The 16368-nt window shown below is 72.3% G+C and carries 18 protein-coding genes; 8 read left to right on the top strand and 10 right to left on the bottom strand.

The window, feature by feature from the left end; genetic code table 11:
* Positions 1-266: 266 nt before the first annotated feature.
* Positions 267-803, bottom strand: coding sequence for a hypothetical protein (locus GA0074692_RS31865; RefSeq protein WP_091651649.1), 537 nt, complete (start codon positions 801-803; stop codon positions 267-269).
* A 144-nt stretch (positions 804-947) separates the two neighbouring features.
* On the opposite strand from GA0074692_RS31865, the gene GA0074692_RS31860 reads away from it, so the two are divergent.
* Positions 948-1274: a hypothetical protein gene (locus GA0074692_RS31860; RefSeq protein ID WP_091651645.1), complete on the top strand. Its 327-nt coding sequence runs from the start codon at positions 948-950 to the stop codon at positions 1272-1274.
* 98 nt (positions 1275-1372) lie between these two features.
* Here GA0074692_RS31860 and GA0074692_RS31855 read toward each other — a convergent pair whose 3' ends face one another.
* From GA0074692_RS31855 to GA0074692_RS31840, 4 genes are all read right to left on the bottom strand, one after another.
* Positions 1373-1840 carry a ribose-5-phosphate isomerase gene (locus GA0074692_RS31855; RefSeq protein WP_091651641.1) on the bottom strand — a complete coding sequence of 156 codons (468 nt, stop codon included), beginning with the start codon at positions 1838-1840 and terminating at the stop codon, positions 1373-1375.
* A gap of 108 nt (positions 1841-1948) precedes the next feature.
* Entirely contained in the window at positions 1949-3151 is a 1203-nt protein-coding gene (locus GA0074692_RS31850; RefSeq protein WP_091651639.1) for a DUF1015 family protein, read from the bottom strand.
* A gap of 46 nt (positions 3152-3197) precedes the next feature.
* Entirely contained in the window at positions 3198-3413 is a 216-nt protein-coding gene (locus tag GA0074692_RS31845; RefSeq protein ID WP_141725460.1) for a hypothetical protein, read from the bottom strand.
* Positions 3414-3590: 177 nt separating this feature from the next.
* Positions 3591-4211: a DsbA family protein gene (locus GA0074692_RS31840; RefSeq protein ID WP_091654422.1), complete on the bottom strand. Its 621-nt coding sequence runs from the start codon at positions 4209-4211 to the stop codon at positions 3591-3593.
* Between the two features lie 241 nt (positions 4212-4452).
* Between GA0074692_RS31840 and pepN the strand changes: the two genes are divergently transcribed.
* Together pepN and GA0074692_RS31830 are read left to right on the top strand one after the other, a co-directional pair.
* The gene (pepN, locus tag GA0074692_RS31835) at positions 4453-7002 is read left to right on the top strand and encodes an aminopeptidase N (protein WP_091651633.1); all 2550 of its coding nucleotides are present in this window, start codon (positions 4453-4455) and stop codon (positions 7000-7002) included.
* A gap of 83 nt (positions 7003-7085) precedes the next feature.
* Complete coding sequence (locus GA0074692_RS31830) at positions 7086-7649, top strand: Uma2 family endonuclease (protein WP_091654420.1); 564 nt, start codon at positions 7086-7088, stop codon at positions 7647-7649.
* A 124-nt stretch (positions 7650-7773) separates the two neighbouring features.
* Here GA0074692_RS31830 and GA0074692_RS31825 read toward each other — a convergent pair whose 3' ends face one another.
* The 4 genes from GA0074692_RS31825 to GA0074692_RS31810 form a co-directional block, all read right to left on the bottom strand.
* Positions 7774-8181 (bottom strand): DUF5130 family protein, encoded by a 408-nt coding sequence (locus GA0074692_RS31825; protein ID WP_091651630.1) that lies wholly within the window; start codon positions 8179-8181, stop codon positions 7774-7776.
* Positions 8168-8473 carry an aa3-type cytochrome oxidase subunit CtaJ gene (gene ctaJ / locus GA0074692_RS31820; protein WP_483819085.1) on the bottom strand — a complete coding sequence of 102 codons (306 nt, stop codon included), beginning with the start codon at positions 8471-8473 and terminating at the stop codon, positions 8168-8170. The genes GA0074692_RS31825 and ctaJ overlap by 14 nt, the downstream gene beginning before the upstream one ends.
* A gap of 53 nt (positions 8474-8526) precedes the next feature.
* Positions 8527-9993 carry an amidase gene (locus GA0074692_RS31815; RefSeq protein WP_091651625.1) on the bottom strand — a complete coding sequence of 489 codons (1467 nt, stop codon included), beginning with the start codon at positions 9991-9993 and terminating at the stop codon, positions 8527-8529.
* Positions 9994-10097: 104 nt separating this feature from the next.
* On the bottom strand, positions 10098-11000 hold the full coding sequence (locus GA0074692_RS31810; protein ID WP_091651621.1) for a tryptophan 2,3-dioxygenase: 903 nt from the start codon (positions 10998-11000) through the stop codon (positions 10098-10100).
* A gap of 146 nt (positions 11001-11146) precedes the next feature.
* Between GA0074692_RS31810 and GA0074692_RS31805 the strand changes: the two genes are divergently transcribed.
* The 4 genes from GA0074692_RS31805 (at position 11147) to GA0074692_RS31790 (ending at position 14249) form a co-directional block, all read left to right on the top strand.
* Positions 11147-11626: an Lrp/AsnC family transcriptional regulator gene (locus GA0074692_RS31805; protein WP_091651618.1), complete on the top strand. Its 480-nt coding sequence runs from the start codon at positions 11147-11149 to the stop codon at positions 11624-11626.
* 54 nt (positions 11627-11680) lie between these two features.
* Positions 11681-12529 carry an alpha/beta hydrolase gene (locus GA0074692_RS31800; protein WP_091654417.1) on the top strand — a complete coding sequence of 283 codons (849 nt, stop codon included), beginning with the start codon at positions 11681-11683 and terminating at the stop codon, positions 12527-12529.
* A gap of 179 nt (positions 12530-12708) precedes the next feature.
* The gene (locus GA0074692_RS31795) at positions 12709-13227 is read left to right on the top strand and encodes a hypothetical protein (protein ID WP_091654415.1); all 519 of its coding nucleotides are present in this window, start codon (positions 12709-12711) and stop codon (positions 13225-13227) included.
* Between the two features lie 11 nt (positions 13228-13238).
* A complete protein-coding gene (locus GA0074692_RS31790; RefSeq protein ID WP_091651613.1) occupies positions 13239-14249 on the top strand; it encodes a class F sortase in 1011 nt (336 codons plus the stop codon).
* A 255-nt stretch (positions 14250-14504) separates the two neighbouring features.
* Here the strand turns inward: GA0074692_RS31790 and GA0074692_RS31785 are convergent, their stop codons facing one another.
* Positions 14505-15041 carry an HNH endonuclease gene (locus tag GA0074692_RS31785; RefSeq protein ID WP_091651608.1) on the bottom strand — a complete coding sequence of 179 codons (537 nt, stop codon included), beginning with the start codon at positions 15039-15041 and terminating at the stop codon, positions 14505-14507.
* Positions 15042-15341: 300 nt separating this feature from the next.
* Between GA0074692_RS31785 and GA0074692_RS31780 the strand changes: the two genes are divergently transcribed.
* On the top strand, positions 15342-16367 hold the full coding sequence (locus tag GA0074692_RS31780) for a mechanosensitive ion channel family protein (protein WP_483819084.1): 1026 nt from the start codon (positions 15342-15344) through the stop codon (positions 16365-16367).
* The last annotated feature ends 1 nt before the right edge of the window (position 16368 follow it).

The raw sequence follows: 16368 nt of genomic DNA, 5'->3' as shown, positions 1-16368 counted from the left end.
GTGCTTGGGTTTGGGGTTTGGGGTTTGGGTGTTTGGGTTTGGGTGTTTGCAGGGGTCCCCTGCTCGGCAAAAAGCGGTAACAGGGGACCCCTGCTACCGCCCACCACCCCCCGACGGGCCCGGTGGGATGAACTGCGGTCGGCCGGGTAAGCCCGGTCGACCTGGTGGAGGAGGACCGCTGTCGCGGTGGGCCGCGACGACGACGCCCGGGCGGGGCGGCACGGATGCCGACCTACCCGGGCGTCACGCCGGTCGCCGGTGGCCGGTCAGCCGCCGGTGACCCAGTTCCAGGCCGAGACCACCCAGTCGGTCTGCTGAAGGTAGGCGATCCCGACACCGACCAGGAAGATCGCGGTCACCGCATGGGCCCCCCGGGCGCTGCGCCGCACCCGGCCGAGCTGCCGCTCCCAGACCAGCCGTCCGAGCAGCCGGGCCAGCGCGAAGAGGCCACCGGCGACCAGGAGGGTCAGCAGGAAGGTCACCACCGGGGAGGTCAGGTCGCCCCGGGAGGAGATCGCCCAGATCCCCCAGCAGACGAAGGCGAAGAGGCCACCGGCGGCGGTCCACTCCGCCCCGTTGCGCCACTGCGCCAGGTACCAGCTCAGCGGGCGACTGGGGCCCGGCGAGAACCAGCCCGTCGGCTCCTGCTCGACCACGGGGAAGGGCTCGGTGCGCGACGTCTTGGGCCGGCCGACCGACGCCACCCCCCGCTGGAATCCGTCCCGCTGGGGAGGAACCACCGGGCCGGAGTCCTTCGGCACCTCGACGGTCCGCTCCGCCCACGGCTGGGTCTGGTCTGACATCTTGTTTCCTCCCTGACGCCGGGGTCGCCGGCCACCACCACGCCACCGTGATGGGCGCGCTGCGGATCGTTCTGTCCCTTTCGAGGGTAGCCAGCGCGCGCCGCACCCCCCGCGCGCGTACCCCCGGTGCGGTACCGTCGGCGGATGGCGGACACCGAGCGACGGCGACGGCGGCTGCGTCACCCGGCCGGGGCCGACCGCAGCCAGGCGAGCGGTTCGGCGGCGACCGCCGGGGTGCACGACGGGCCACCCACTCCGACCCGCCGGAGCGGCCCCGAGGAACGCGACGGCGACCGGGGCCTGCGCAGCCTGGTGGGTTCCGGCACCTCACAGGTCCGCATCACGGCCGCCCTGCGGGCGCGGGACGCCAGCCGGCCGACCGAGCAGGACGTGGCCGAGGCCGAGGCCCGGCTGGTACTGATCCGACGTAACTGGGTGCCGCGCGAGGACCTGCCCCGCCCCGGCCGCTGAGCTCCGGGCTCACGGTCGCGGGCAGCCGACGAAGCTCCCGGACCGCGCCGCTCCCCCCGGGGCGGGCGACGCGCCGCCCCGGGGTCGGTGGTGCGTCGTCAGGGCAGGTCGGGCAGTTGCTCCGAGGTCTCGTACGCGGCGACCTGGCCAATCCGACGGGAGTGCCGCTCGTTACCGGAGAAGGGCGTACCGAGAAACGCCTCGACGATCGCGGTGGCCTCGTCCAGGGTGTGCTGCCGGGCCCCGACCGCCACCACGTTGGCGTCGTTGTGCTGTCGGGCGAGCTGTGCGGTGTCGATGTTCCAGGCGAGCGCGGCCCGCACCCCGTGGATCTTGTTCGCGGCGATCTGCTCGCCGTTGCCGGAACCGCCGATGACCACCCCCAGGCTGCCCGGATCCTGCACCACCCGGTCTCCGGTGTGCAGGCAGAACGCGGGGTAGTCGTCGTCGGGGTCGAAGGCGTGCGGGCCGACGTCGACCAGCTCGTACCCCTGCTTGGCGAGGTGGCTGGCCAGGTGCACCTTCAACTCGAAACCGGCGTGGTCGGAACCCAGGTAGACGCGCATACCGCGCAGTCTGTCAGGCCGGTCTCCGCGGCGTCGCCGAGGGCGGCGCCACGGAGCCGGTTCGTCACATCACCCCGGTCCGGTCCCCGGTCCGGTCCCCGGTCCGGGTCAGCGGGACAGCTCCGCCAGCACCAGGCCGCCCCGGGCCTTCGGGGTGAACCAGGTGCTCTTGCGGGGCATCTTCTCCCGGGCCAGGTTGACCGCCACGAAGTCGTCCACGGTCACCGGGGCGATCAGGACGGCCAGTTCGGCGCGGCCCGCGTCGACCTCACCGGTCAGCCAGCTCGCCGGGTAGTCGCCGCCGACGTAGGTGATCCGCTTGTCACCCGGGTCGAGCCCGAGCGCGTCCCGCAGCAGCAGCCGCTCGACCAGCGCGTGGTCGAGGTTCTCCAACCGTTCGGCCCGCTCGTCGTGGGGCAGGGTGACCGCGTACCCCCGGCCGGCGAGGCGTAGGTGCACGGTGCCGCCGGCTGCCGGGACTTCGACCGGGCCGTCGATCGGGGTGACCTGGGCGCCCGTGGCGCGGAGCCGGTCGAGCAGCTCCTCCGGGGCGGTGGTCAGCTCGCTGACCAGCCGGTTGTAGGGCTGAATCGCCACCGAGCGGGGGGTGGTGACCACGGCCAGGAAGCGGGTTAGGCCGCCGGTCTGCGCGGCCAGGCTGCGGTGGTTGCCGTCCGCGACGACAAGTTCGCCCCCGCCGGCCAGCGCGGTCAGCTCGTCCTGCTCCGGACCCGGGCCGACCAGCCAGATCGCGTGGGTACGCCCGGCCTGGTCGGTGTCGGTGGCAGCGGGCGCGCCGGCCGCGTCGGTGGCCGCGGCGAGCCGGGCGTGCAGCTCCTCGCCCGTACCGGTCTGCAACAGCAGCACCGGCGAGAGCAGGTGGCCGAGCGACTCGGCCAGCGCGACCCGCTCCCGCACCTTGGCGATGAAGACGTCCTCGTTCCGGATGACCAGGCCCGGTTCGTCCCGGCTCGTGGAGATCTGGTCGGTGTCGACCATGGCGAAGATCCCGTACGCGGACTCCTCCCCCGCCGCGCTGATCCGGTAGAGGACCACCACCTGCTCAGCCGGGGTGTAGCTGCCGTCGGCCTTGGCCTCGGCGAGCCGGCCCACCGCGTCCGGCAGGGCGTCGAGGAACGACTTGCCCAGGCTGTCCGGCGCCCGGTGGGGCATCTCGATGCCCAGGGCACTCTGCGGATTCGCCTCGATGATCGCGGTGATCTCCGCGTCGTCGGCGAACTCGTCGTAGTTCTGCGCGCCGGTGCCGCCAGTGGTGATCCAGGCCCGGGCGATCGGATGCACGACCGTCATGTCCGTTGACGCTACCGGGTCCACCAGGTGAAAGGACGGGCCCCTGTCACCGCGGCCCGGAGCGCGGTACGCCCCCGCCGACGTGGTGCCCCGACCGACGGGGCGCCCGCGCCACCCCCACCACGATCGGCGGGGCCAGCAGGTCCACCAGATGCGCGGGCAGGCCTGGCCGCACCGACGACCAGGCCGCCCCGTCCACCGACCAGTACGACTCACCGGCCGGCTCGGCGACCGCCCGGTGGGCGGGCTCACGGGTGGACACACGGCGGTGGTTCGCCATCAGGATGCCTCCGGGTCGGGCACGGCCCGGTAAGGGCCGGCGGGAGCGACACCGGGTGCAACGACCACGCCGGTGGCCGGTGACGAGCTCTGGCCCCGTACCGGACACCGGGTGCGGCCCCCGGCCGTCCCCTCGGCGGGCGACGGCCGGGGCCCGAGGTCAGTCGAAGCTGGGCTCGACGTCCCGGGAGCGCTTCAGCTCGAAGAACCCGGGGGTGCCGGCGACCAGCAGGACGCCGTCCCAGAGCCGTCCGGCCGCCTCGCCCTTCGGGGCCGGGGTGACCACCGGGCCGAAGAAGGCGACCGGCTTGCCGTCCGGGCCGGGGGCGTGGATCACCGGCGTGCCCACGTCGTAGCCGACCGGGTCCATGCCGGCGTGGTGGCTGGCCCGTAGCGCGTCGTCGTAGTCGGTGCTGGTGGCCGCCGCGGCCAGCGCCGGGTCCAGCTCCGCGTCGGCCAGCGCCGCGGCGATGGTCTCCGGGCTGCGCTCCCCGCCGAGGTGGATCCGGGTGCCCAGCGCCGTGTAGAGCTTGCGGAGCACCTCCGGGCCGTACTTCTGCTCGGCGGCGACGCAGACCCGGACCGGACCCCAGGCGGACCGCATCAGCTCCTGGTAGCGCTCGGGCAGCTCACGTCCCTCGTTCAGGACCGACAGGCTCATCACGTGGAAGCGGACGTCCACGGGACGGACCTGCTCGACCTGCAACAGCCAGCGGGAGGTGACCCACGCCCACGGGCAGGTCGGGTCGAACCACATGTCGACGGTGACGCGTTCGGCCACGGTGATTCCCTTCGCGGTACCCGGCCGCGCCGGCGGCGCGGCACCTTCTTCGATCTTCGCGCCCCGCGCCACCGCCGGACACCGGATTCGACGGTGACCTCGGCCACCGACCGGGGACAACCTCCGCCACGGAACAGGGCGTCTCCATGGAAGACTCGAATCCGCTGTCGGTCCGGCCAACGGGCCGGCAAGCTGGCAAGGACGCCGTTTGACAGTGAGATGGAGACATACAGTGCCGGGAGTGCGCAACCTGACGCAGGTCGAGGCGGCCGAGCGAGCCCGCCTACTCGAGGTGACCGGGTACGACATCAGGCTCGACCTGTCGTCGGCGGTCCAACCGGCCGACGGCCACACGTTCAACTCGGTGACCGAGGTCCGGTTCCGGTGCGGCGAGCCGGGCGCGAGCACCTTCATCGAGGTGGCGGCCGAGTCGGTGCGTTCGGCGACGCTCAACGGCGCGTCCGTGGACACCGGCGGCTGGTCGGCGGAGAAGGGCCTGGTGCTGACCGACCTGGCCGCGGAGAACACGCTGGTGCTCGACGCCGACTTCGCGTACTCCACGAGCGGGCAGGGGCTGCACCGCACGGTCGACCCGGTGGACGGCGAGACGTACCTCTACAGCCAGTTCGAGACGGCCGACGCGCAGCGCGTCTTCGCCTGCTTCGACCAGCCCGACCTGAAGAGCGTCTACACCTGGCACGCCACCGTCCCGGAGCACTGGCGGGTGGTCTCCAACATGCCGGTCGAGCGGGAGGAACCGGCCGCCGACGGGTGCAAGACCGTCCACTTCGCCGAGTCCGCGCGGATGAGCACCTACATCACCGCACTCTGCGCCGGCCCCTACCACGAGGTGCGGGAGAGCCACGACGGCATCGACCTGGGCCTGTTCGTACGGGCGTCGATGGCGCAGTACCTCGACACGGACGACCTGTTCCTGGTCACCCGGCAGGGCTTCGACTTCTTCCACGAGCAGTTCGGGGTGCGGTACCCGCTGCCGAAGTACGACCAGCTCTGGGTGCCGGACTTCAACGCCGGAGCGATGGAGAACTTCGGCTGCGTCACGCACGCCGAGTCGCACTACATCTTCCGCTCGCAGGTCACCGACTACGAGTACGAGCAGCGCGCCAACACGATCCTGCACGAGCTGGCGCACATGTGGTTCGGTGACCTGGTCACCATGCGCTGGTGGAACGACCTGTGGCTGAACGAGTCGTTCGCCGAGTGGGCCAGCCACTGGTGCAACACCCACGCCACCCGGTTCACCGACGCCTGGACGACGTTCCTCTCCGTCCGGAAGAACTGGGGCTACCGCCAGGACCAGCTCTCCTCCACCCACCCGGTCTACTGCGAGATGCCGGACGTCGAGGCGGTCGAGGTCAACTTCGACGGCATCACGTACGCCAAGGGCGCCAGCGTGCTCAAGCAGCTCGTCGCGTACGTCGGGATCGAGCCGTTCCGGGACGGCCTGCGCAGCTACTTCGGCAAGCACGCGTGGGGCAACGCCACCTTCGACGACCTGCTCTCCGAGCTGGAGACCGCCTCCGGCCGCGAGCTGCGCAAGTTCGCCGCCCAGTGGCTGGAGACCGCCCAGGTCAACACGCTGCGGCCGGAGGTCGCCATCGGCGCCGACGGCAGCTACGAGCGGGTGGTGGTCCACCAGGACGCCCCCGCCGGGCACCCGACGCTGCGGACCCACCGGATCGGCGTGGGCCTCTACGAACTGACCGACGGCCGGCTGGTACGCCGGGACCGGCTCGAGGTCGACGTGACCGGCGAGCGCACCGAGCTCACCGCGCTGCACGGGCAGCCGGCCGCCGACGTGCTGCTGCTCAACGACGACGACCTCACCTACGCCAAGCTGCGCCTCGACGAGCGGTCGATGTCCATCGTGGTGCAGCACATCGCCGGGTTCGAGTCGTCGCTGGCCCGGGCGCTGTGCTGGACCGCCGCCTGGGACATGGTCCGGGACGCGGAACTCGCCGCCCGCGACTACGTCGCGCTGGTGCTCGCCGGACTGCCCGCCGAGACCGACATCAACCTGGTCACCGCGACGCTCCGGCAGGCGGCCAGCACGCTGATCTTCTACGCCGACCCGGCGTGGGCCCCGACCGGCTGGGCGGAGCTGGCCCGCACCGCCAAGACGGCGATGCAGGCCGCCGAGCCGGGCAGCGGCTTCCAGCTCACCTGGGCGCGGACGTACGCCTCGGCGGCCCGCTCCGCCGAGGACCTGGCCACCCTGCGCGGCTGGCTGGACGGGTCGAACGTGCCGACCGGGCTCACCATCGACACCGAGCTGCGCTGGTCGCTGCTCCAGTCGCTGGCCGCCAACGGTCGGGCCGGGGCCGCCGAGATCGAGGCCGAGCTGGCCCGGGACAAGACGGCCAGCGGCGAGCGGGAGGCGGCGTACGCGCACGCGCTGGTGCCGACGCCGGAGAACAAGGCCGCGGTCTGGGCCCAGCTCACCGGGGCGGCGGCGCTGCCGAACTGGCGTAACCGGGCGCTGCTCCAGGGTTTCGCGCACCCGACGCAGGTAGAGCTGGTCGCGCCGTACCGGGAGCGGTACTTCGCCACCGTGGCGCAGGTCTGGGCCAACCGGGACAGCGAGCCGGCGCAGGAGTTCACCCAGCTGGCGTACCCGGCGTACCTGGTCTCGGAGGACACGGTGGCCGCGACCGACGCCTGGCTGGCCGGCGCGGGACACCCGGCGTCGCTGCGCCGTCTGGTGGCCGAGGGACGCGACGGCGTGCTCCGGGCCCTGAAGGCCCGCGCGAAGGACACCCGCAGCGCCTGACACGCACGGACGGAACCGGGGCGGGCGCAGGGGTAACCCGCGCCCGCCCCGCCCCGTTACGGTTACCGACGGAGGTGGACGTGATGGCACAGCCAACCCACGGGTGGCAGTCGCCCGCGCGGGCCTGGCGCGAGGAGGACCTGCGCGGCCTGCCGGAGGACGGAAACCGCTACGAGATCGTCGACGGGAGCCTGCACGTGACCCCACCGGCCGAGGACGACCACCACGAGCTGGCGGACGACATCCGGATGGCGTTGCGGCAGGCCGCGCTGGAGGGGTGGCGGGTGATCCGGGAGATCGGGGTACGCGTCCCCGGCGGCAACCTGATCCCGGACGTGACGGTGCTCCGGCCTGGCGCACCACGAGGCCGCAGATGGGCCGAGCCGGCCGACGTCGCGCTCGTCGTCGAGGTGGAGTCCCCGAGCAGCCGGCGGCACGACCGGTTCACCAAGCCCGCGCTCTACGCCGAGGCCGGCATCCCGGCCTACTGGCGGGTGGAGCGGGGCGACTTCGGCCCGGTGGTCCACCGGTACGAGCTGGCCAAGGGAGACCACTACCGGCTACTCGGCACGGTCGGGCCAGACGACCCGGTCACGGTGACCGAGCCCTGGCCGCTGACCCTCGACCCGGCCGTCTGGCCCCGCTGAGTCACCCGACCACCTGGCCCTGCTGAGTCACCCGGCCGTCTGGCCTCGCTGGGTCCCCGGAACCCGAAGACACGGAACCCGGTCCGCCACGCGGCGGACCGGGTTTCGTCGTACCGGGGCCGGCTCAGCCCTTGCCGGCGTGCGTGGCGAGCTGGTCGAGACCGTTGATGATCCCGCCGGCCAGGTCGCCGCCGCCGAAGGCCGCGACCATGGAGAGGGCGGCGAGCTTGGCGTACGTGTCGGGGATCCGCTTGCGGGCCTGCTTGCCGGTGACGATCTCCAGCCGACGCTGGTTGGGCGACACGGCGATCAGGATCGAACGGTCCGGCTCGGCGAGCTGTCGGTGCAGCCGCTCGGCGTGCTCGCGGGTCGACTCGTCGAGGCCGCCGACGAAGATCGAGAAGACCAGCCCGGTGCCCTGGTCGGCGAGGCGCAGCGCCTCGTCGATACGGAGCAACTGCCGGGTGGTGAAGGGGCCGTCCAGCACCTCGGGCGGGTTGCCCGCCTCGATCTGCTTCTCACCAACGGTCACTTGCGCCTCCGGTTACCCCGACCGGCGCCTCGATGCCGGCCTGCTCCTGCTTGCGGCTGCTCAGCGCCGGCGCCTGCGCGCCCGCGGCCAGCGCCGTGCCGGCCGAGTCGGCCAGCTGCTCGGGCCGGCCGAGGAACCAGACCGGCGTGAAGTCGAAGGCCCGGCCGGGCCGGTAGCGCTTGGCGCCACCATGGCCGCCGCGACCACCACCGGCAAGGGCCAACCCGGCGATCACCAGCGTCGCCGCCGCCGGGATGCCGACGAAGACCAGCAACGTCTCGGTAACAGACAATCCCAACGCCCCCAGGCGGAAAGAGAAACCGGACCGACCGGGCCGATCGGACGTCAAGGTGCCGCCCGTCCGACCCCGTCGCTGTTCACGTTAGCGGAGCCCACGGCCCGCCATATCACGGGGTGGCGATGATCCCACCCCCCGTCGACCCGTTCCACCTCGGCGGCAGCCGCCAACAGCCGGGCGTCGTCACCGTACCGACCGGTCAACAGGACGCCGACCGGGAGGCCGGCGGCGGTGCGACCCACCGGGAGCGAGACGGACGGTTGACCGGTCAGGTTGAACACCGCGCAGTACGGCGAGAATCGCCGCTGCCGGTCGAAGTCCTCCGCCGGGTCGACGTCGGTGTGGAACCAGCCGACCGGCGCCTGCGGGGTGGCCAGGGTCGGGCAGAGCAGCAGGTCGTACCCGGCGCTGCGGCGGGCGGCCAGGCGGACCAGCGCCTGGAGTTCGGCGAGGGTGGCGGTCAGGGCGGCGACGCTGACCCGCGCGCCCCGCTCGCGCATCAGCCGGGTCAACGGCAGCAGGTCGGATTCCCGCTCCGGAGCGACCGGGGCGAGCGCCAGGACGTACCAGAGGGTCTCGAAGAGCGGCCACGACTCCGGGCCGACCGGCGGCTCCACCTCGACCACCTCGTGCCCGGCCCCGGCGAGCAGGGCGGCGGCCCGGTCGACGGCGGCCACGCAGTCCGGGTGCACCGGCCCGTCGACGAGCATCGGGCGGGTGAACCAACCCACCCGCAGCCGGCCGGGCGCGGCCCGCCGGGCGATCGCCAGGTGGCCGCCGGGCGGCGTCGGGGGTGGCAGGTAGGGCTCGCCGGGCACCGGGACGGCCAGCACGTCCAGCAGCGCGGCCACGTCGGCGACCGTTCGGCCGATCGGGCCGTTGGTGGGCAGCCCGAACGCGCCGAAGCCGAGCGGGCCACTGGAGACCAGGCCCCGGCTCGGCTTGTGCCCGACCAGGCCACACAGGGCGGCCGGGATACGCACCGAGCCGCCCCCGTCGGAGCCCTGGGCGACCGGCACCAGCCCGGCGGCCACCGCCGCGGCCGCGCCACCGCTGGACCCGCCCGCCGTGTACGCCAGGTCCCACGGGTTACGGGCCGGCGGCGCGACCAGCCCCTCCGAGTAGAGCGAGCAGCCCAGTTCGGAGGTGGTGGTCTTACCGAGGCTGACCAGCCCGGCGTCACGCAGGTGCCGCACCACGTCGGCGTCGACGGTGGGGACGAAGTCGGCGAAGGCGGCGGAGCCGAAAGTGGTGCGCACCCCGGCGGTAAGGGTCAGGTCCTTCACCGCCGTCGGGACGCCGTGCAGCGGCCCCCGCCCGCCGGCCGGCACCACGTCGGCGGCCCGGGCCGCGCGGCGGGCCTCGTCCGGGGTGACGGTGACGAACGCCCCGACGGTGTCGCCCAGCGCGTCCACCCGGGCGAGGTGGTGCTCGACCAGTTCGACGCTGGAGAGCTCGCCCCGGGCGACGGCGGCGGCCTGCTCCAACGCGGTCAGGTCGTGCGGCTCGGCCATGACGTCATCCTGCCCCGTCTGGGTGGTTTTGTGGTTGCAGGGGACCCCTCCTCATCGAAATTAGGTAACAGGGGACCCCTGCTACCACCTCAGCCGGGAGGTGGTCACATCGCGGTACGGGCAGACCAGAGTTCCGGGAAGACGACCCGTTCCATGCTGCGGCGCAGCCAGGTCAGCCCGGCCGAGCCGCCGCTGCCCACCTTGGCGCCCATGGCGCGTTGCACCGCCTTGAGGTGCTGGTACCGCCAGTCGCCGAACTGCTCGGCGACCGTGGTGAGCGCCTCGCCGAGCAGTCGGAGGTGGTTGTCCGGCCCGGCGTCGGCGTAGATCCGCACCCAGGCCGACTCGACCAGCGGGTGCGACTCGTGTTCCACCGTCACGTCCCGGTCGAGCAGGTCGGCCGGCAGGTCGAAGCCGTGCCGGCCGAGCAGGGCGAGCACGTCGTCCCACACGCTCGGCGCGTCGAGGGCGGCCCGCAGTTGCGCGTACACCTCGGTCTGCCGCCGGAACGGGCGGATCAGCGCCGGGTTACGGAGACCGAGCAGGAACTCCAGCTCCCGATACTTCGCCGACTGGAACCCGGAGCCCTCACCGAGCAGGTCGCGGAACCGGTTGAAGTCGGCCGGGGTCATCCACCGCAGGCTCTGCCAGGCGGCGTTGAGCCCCTCGAGGTGCAGGGCGGTACGGCGCAGCGGGGCCAGCGCGTCCCAGACCCGGTCGGCGCGGAGCAGCCGTTGGGCCTCCCGCAGCTCGTGGCAGGTCAGCCCGAAGTACAGCTCCATGATCTGGCTGACCATCAGGAAGGACATCTCGCCCGGGTCGCCGCTGAGCGGCTGTTGCAGCGTATGCAGGGTGCTGGCGTGCACATACGTGTCGTAGGGCACCCGCTCGGTGAACTCCAACGTCGGGCGGCCACCGTTGCGCGCCGCCCGCGCCGTGCGTTGCCGTGGGGTCAGCGGGCGCACCGTCGCGGCCAGGGCGGGCACCCGCAGGTCCGTCTTCTCCACCTGTCTCTCCCTCCGTGAGCCGGGATAACCTCATGATCTCGCGGTCGGAATGCCGAATGGAATGCCGGAACCGTGGTCCTACCCCTTCGTCCCCTGCCGAGGCGAAGGCGAAACCGCCAGCGGACTTCAGGAAAGGAAGGTCGGCCGTGGACGACATGGACTGGGCGCTGCTGCGGGAGTTGCAGGCCGACGCACGCCTGTCGTTCAGCGAACTCTCCCGCCGGGTCCACCTCTCCCCACCGGCGGTGGCCGAGCGGGTACGCCGCCTCGAGGAGTCCGGGGTGATCACCGGCTACCACGCCCACGTGGACCTGGCCCGCGCCGGACGGAGCGTCCTCGCCCTGATCCGGATGTCCTGCTACGGCCCGCGCTGCATCCTGCACGACCCGGCGGTCGCCGACTGGCCCGAGATCCTGGAGATCCACCGGATCACCGGCGACGCGTGCAGCATGCTCAAGGTCGCCGCCGGCTCGATGAACGGGTTCGAGGCGGTGATCGACCGGCTCGCCCCGTACGGCCAGCCGTCCAGCACCATGGTCCTCTCCACCCCGATGGGCTGGCAGTCGGTGACCCCGCTCGCCACGGACTCCGCCGACCGCCCGGACCCACCCGCCCGCCGCCGCTGACCTCGCCCGGAAACTCGTTGCCCGGTGCGAACGACGGCGCATAGCGTGCCCGGGGTGACCGTAGAGGTGCCGTTCTGTCCCCTTCCCGTGGACCAGTCGGACGTCCGCTATGCCCACGGTCCCGATTCGTATCGGCAGCCGGGCGTGCCCGCCGGTCAGACCATCGAGTTCGGCTGGGACGACAGCACCATCTATCCGGGCACCTCACGGAGGTTTTGGGTCCACCTGCCCGCTCAATACGACCCGTCGCAGCCCGCGTCGCTGATGGTGTTCCTGGACGGACAGTGGTATCTCGATCCGGAGGGCGAAGTCCGGGGCGCGACAGTCCTGGACAACCTCATCCACTGCGGTGACATCCCGGTCACCATCGGCCTTTTCGTCGACCCTGGCATCCGTGTTGGCGCCGAGAACCCCAAGAACCGCAACGTCGAGTACGACGCGTTCGACGATCGCCTGGTCACCTTCCTGCTGACCGAGATCATCCCGCAGGTCACGCAGCGCTACTCGATCACCGACGACGCAGACCAGTGGGGCATCTGTGGCGGCAGTAGCGGCGGCAACGGGGCATTCACTGCCGGATGGCTCCGCCCAGACAGGTTCCGTCGCGTGATGTGCTGCCTGTCCAGCTTCGTGCAGATGCCCCACGGAAACCCCTACCCTGAGTTGATCTCCAGCGTTGCCCGCAAGCCGCTACGCATCTTCCTGCAGGCAGGCCATCGAGATCTGCACTGGAACGAGCCCCAACGAAACTGGCTCGCCAACAACCTGCGCGTCGCGGCCGCCTTGGCGGAAGCGGGCTATGACTTCCGGCTCGTGCTCGGCGACGGCGGCCACAGCCCCAACCACGGCGGCGTCCTCCTGCCCGACGCGCTCCGATGGCTGTGGCGCCCCGCCGGCACCTGAACAGTCAACGCTCGACGTGACCACCCACCACCATCGGCCCTGGCGGGGTCGGACCGGGCCGGGTTTGCCACCGGGGCAGCGGGAATGCAGGGCGGGTCGCCCAGCACACCATCGGTGCCGGGAAGGGGAGGATCATGCGGGGTCACGGACCCGGCCGCGCCGGGTGGACGGCGCTGGTCATGATCGCGCTGGTCGGGGTCTTCGTCCTGGCCGGGCGCGCTCCCGCCCACGCGGGGGAGAACGTCTTCGTCGAGGTCAGGCCGAGCACGGTCCAGGCCGGCAGCCGGGTGGACATCCGGGCCAGTTGCGACCGGAACAACGACCGACAGGCGGAGGTGACGTCGGACGCCTTCGGTCGGGTGGTGCTCCGCCCGAACGACGACCGGTTGGGCAACGACCCCAACAGCGGTGGCGACCGTACCGACAACGGCTTCCTGACCGGCACGGTGACCGTGCCGAACGGCACCAACCCGGGTGATTTTCCGGTGGAGTTGCGCTGCCCGAACGGCAACCGGGCCAGCACCGTGCTGACGGTGCTCAACATGACCCAGCCGAGCAAGGGGCCGGCGACCGGCGGTGGGGGGACCGCCGACGGCCGGGGGATGGGCCCGCTGCTGCTGGTCGGCGGGCTGGTGGCCGTCGCCATCGTGGCCGGACTGGGTCTCTTCGGTGGCCGTCGCCGGCCCGGGAGCCCCTGACGGGGAACGCCATGGCCGGCTCCCGCCTGCGACGGCTGCTCGTACCGCTCGGCCGAAGCGCCGCCGGACTGATCCACCTCCTGTGCTGGTCGCTCGTCACGGTCACGCGGGGTCTACGGCAGGACGGCGTCCTGCTCGGGCTCGGCCTACGGCAAAGCGCCGCCCTGCTACGCCGCTCGGCCGTCGCCCTCGGTCGCGGAATCGTCGTCCTCGCTCAGGGTCTGGGGTGCTTCCTGGGCCGGCTCCGGAGGGTGGCGGCCCAGGCCAGCCAGGCGGGGGTACTGGTCGCCAATCCCGCCGGCCACCGGGGGCACCCCGGCCGCCAGGGACACCCCGACCGCCGGGGGCACACGGTCGCCCCGCGCCGGACACCGTTCCACCGCTGGGGACGCCGCCGGACGGCGCGCTCCGGGCCGGGCGCCCCGGTACTGGTGGTCGCCTCGTTGATGGTGCTGATCGTGGCGATGCTCGGGGTCGAGCAGGTCACCGGCACCAGCCTGCTGCCGGACCGGATCGGCGCCGGCCTGCGCCCGCCGCCCCGGAAGTTCCCGGTGCTGGCGGCCAGCCCGCCAGTGGAGCTCGAGATCCAGGCCCTGGACCTGCGTGCGCCCGTCCACCACGTCGGGCTCGCCGCCGACGGCACGATCGGCGTACCGGACGCGAAGCGCGCCCAGGAGGCCGCCTGGTACGACCAGGGTCCGACCCCGGGACAGTACGGCCCGGCAGTGATCGTCGGCCACGTGGACACCACGAACGGCCCGGCGGTCTTCCACGACCTGAAGCGGCTGCGGGCCGGGGACCGGATCGAGGTGGACCGGGCCGACCGGTCGGTGGCGGTCTTCGAGGTGAACGCGGTAGAGCGGTTCGGCAAGGAACGGCTGCCGGTGGACGAGGTCTTCGGCGACTTCAGCCGCCCCAACCTGCGATTGATCACGTGCGGTGGCCGCTGGGTGGGCGGCGCGACCGGCTACGCCGACAACGTCGTCGTCTTCGCCTCACTGGTCCAGGCCCGACACCCCTGACCCACCGACCAGCCACTGCCGTCTCCCACCCGAGCACCCAGACCCAGTCAGCTCTCACACACGATGCCGACCACCCGGCCACATCAGGGGTTCCGGGCAAACCGGTCAGCTCCCGCGTGCCGATCACCCGGACCAGGTCAGGGGTTCCGGGCAGCCCGACCCGCGCAGGGATCAAGCCTGACCGCCCGGAGCGGGTCGGGCTGCCCGGAACCCCACCCAGATCGACCCGGAACCCCCACACCCCACGGGGCGTCGTCAGGCAGCCGCCTCGCTCTCCCGCAGGTCGAGCCAGTCCGCCCACCGCGGATCGGGCGCGCGATGCCCGAGCACCCGCCAGGCCGTGCCCTTGGGGGCCGCCGGCATGGCGTTCAGCCGCCAGCCCATCTCCGCCGGCGTCTTGTCGCCCTTGGTGTGGTTGCAGCGGGCGCACGCGGCGACCACGTTCTCCCAGGCATGCCGGCCGCCCCGGCTACGCGGGAAGACGTGGTCGATGGTCTCGGCCGGCCCCCGGCAGTAGGCGCACCGCCAGCCGTCCCGAGCGAAGAGCGCCCGCCGGGAGAGCCCGACGTGGGTGCGGTACGGCACCCGGACGAACCGGGTCAGCCGGACCACCGAGGGGACCGGCAGCGCGTCGAAGGCGCTGTGCAGGACACCGTCACCGTCGGCCACACAGACGGCCTTGGCGGTGAGCACCAGGATCGCGGCCCGACGCACCGACACGACACACAACGGCTCGTAGGTGGCGTTGAGGACCAACGCGCCGGAGCCCATTGTGGGTCGTATGTCAGGCATCGTGCTCACCCTTCCGGTCCAGCCGCTTTCGCGTCCTTGCCCGGCCGGCCGCGGGCAACACGAGGCCAGCCGCGGTCGACGCCGGAAGGATCACCGACGTTCCGTGCGCCAATCGTCCCTGATCGGACCTCGGATTGCACGTACTAATCCGGGGTCCCTCGTGAAGCTTTTTGCGACTGTGCAAGGATGACCGGTTTCGCACCGGTTGATCTACGGTGCCGGCCCGGGGATCCGGGGCCAACCCCACCGATGGGCGGGGTGCCCGGCGGTCCCGGCGCACCGTGCGGTACGAAAGCAGACGTGACTGCTGCCCCGCTGACGCCGTTGGCCGCTGAGACCCCGAAGCCGGAGCTGAGCCCCGACTGTCTCTCCGACGCGCTCTGCAAGAACGTCTACGACCTGACCGGTTCCACCTGGTTCGCCGAGGGCAGCTACTGGATCCTCCTCAAACCGCTGCGGATCATGCTGATCCTCCTGCTGGCGGTCGCCGCCCGGTTCCTGTTGCAGCGGACGATCAGACGGCTGGTCCGGACCACCACCGAAGGCTCGGTGCCGACCCTGCTCAAGCCGCTGCGGGAGCGGATCCCCAGCACGGCGGCCGAAGGGGAGTTCGTCCCGGAGCGACGCCGGCAGCGGGCCGAGGCGATCGGGTCGGTGCTGAGCAGCCTGGTCACCGCGTTCGTGTTCGGCATCGCCCTGCTGATGGTCCTCCGGGAGTTCAGCTTCGACCTGGCCCCTCTGCTGGCCAGCGCCGGCATCGTCGGTGTGGCGCTGGGCTTCGGCGCGCAGAGCCTGGTCAAGGACCTGATCGCGGGGCTGTTCATGCTGCTGGAGGACCAGTACGGCGTGGGTGACACGGTGGACGTCGGCGAGGCGACCGGGGTGGTCGAGTCGGTGGGTCTGCGGGTCACCACGGTCCGTGACGCACGGGGCGTGCTGTGGTACATCCGCAACGGCGAGATCATCCGGGTCGGCAACAAGAGTCAGGGGTGGGCGCTGGTCGTGGTCGACCTGCCGATCGGCTTCGCCAGCACCGAGGAGGCCACTGCGGTGCTACGGACCGCGGCGGCGTCGGTGGCGCTCGACCCGGATCTGGCCCCGCACATCGTCGAGCCGCCGGAGGTGCTCGGCGTGGAGCAGGTGACGATCGACGGCGCGGTGATCCGTACGGTGGTCAAGACGAGCGCGGACGGACAGTTCGCGGTCGGTCGGGAGCTGCGTCGCCGGCTGGCCGAGTCGCTGGAGAACTCCGGCATCACCGCCAAGATCGCCGCAGCCCGCTTCTACCCCGGCATCCCCACGCCCGGGCCGGCCACCCCACCCTGAC

The sequence above is a fragment of the Micromonospora pallida genome (assembly GCF_900090325.1).
Classification (GTDB): Bacteria; Actinomycetota; Actinomycetes; order Mycobacteriales; family Micromonosporaceae; genus Micromonospora; species Micromonospora pallida.
This window is presented reverse-complemented; position numbering and strand designations above follow the sequence as displayed.

Excerpts from the sequence above, each read along its gene's own strand:
- GA0074692_RS31860 (WP_091651645.1), top strand. The coding sequence starts at position 948 with ATGGCGGACACCGAGCGACGGCGACGGCGGCTGCGTCACCCGGCCGGG.
- GA0074692_RS31785 (WP_091651608.1), bottom strand. The coding sequence starts at position 15,041 with ATGCCTGACATACGACCCACAATGGGCTCCGGCGCGTTGGTCCTCAAC.
- GA0074692_RS31815 (WP_091651625.1), bottom strand. The coding sequence starts at position 9,993 with ATGGCCGAGCCGCACGACCTGACCGCGTTGGAGCAGGCCGCCGCCGTC.
- GA0074692_RS31865 (WP_091651649.1), bottom strand. The coding sequence starts at position 803 with ATGTCAGACCAGACCCAGCCGTGGGCGGAGCGGACCGTCGAGGTGCCG.
- GA0074692_RS31790 (WP_091651613.1), top strand. The coding sequence starts at position 13,239 with ATGGCCGGCTCCCGCCTGCGACGGCTGCTCGTACCGCTCGGCCGAAGC.
- GA0074692_RS31830 (WP_091654420.1), top strand. The coding sequence starts at position 7,086 with ATGGCACAGCCAACCCACGGGTGGCAGTCGCCCGCGCGGGCCTGGCGC.
- GA0074692_RS31855 (WP_091651641.1), bottom strand. The coding sequence starts at position 1,840 with ATGCGCGTCTACCTGGGTTCCGACCACGCCGGTTTCGAGTTGAAGGTG.
- GA0074692_RS31850 (WP_091651639.1), bottom strand. The coding sequence starts at position 3,151 with ATGACGGTCGTGCATCCGATCGCCCGGGCCTGGATCACCACTGGCGGC.
- GA0074692_RS31795 (WP_091654415.1), top strand. The coding sequence starts at position 12,709 with ATGATCGCGCTGGTCGGGGTCTTCGTCCTGGCCGGGCGCGCTCCCGCC.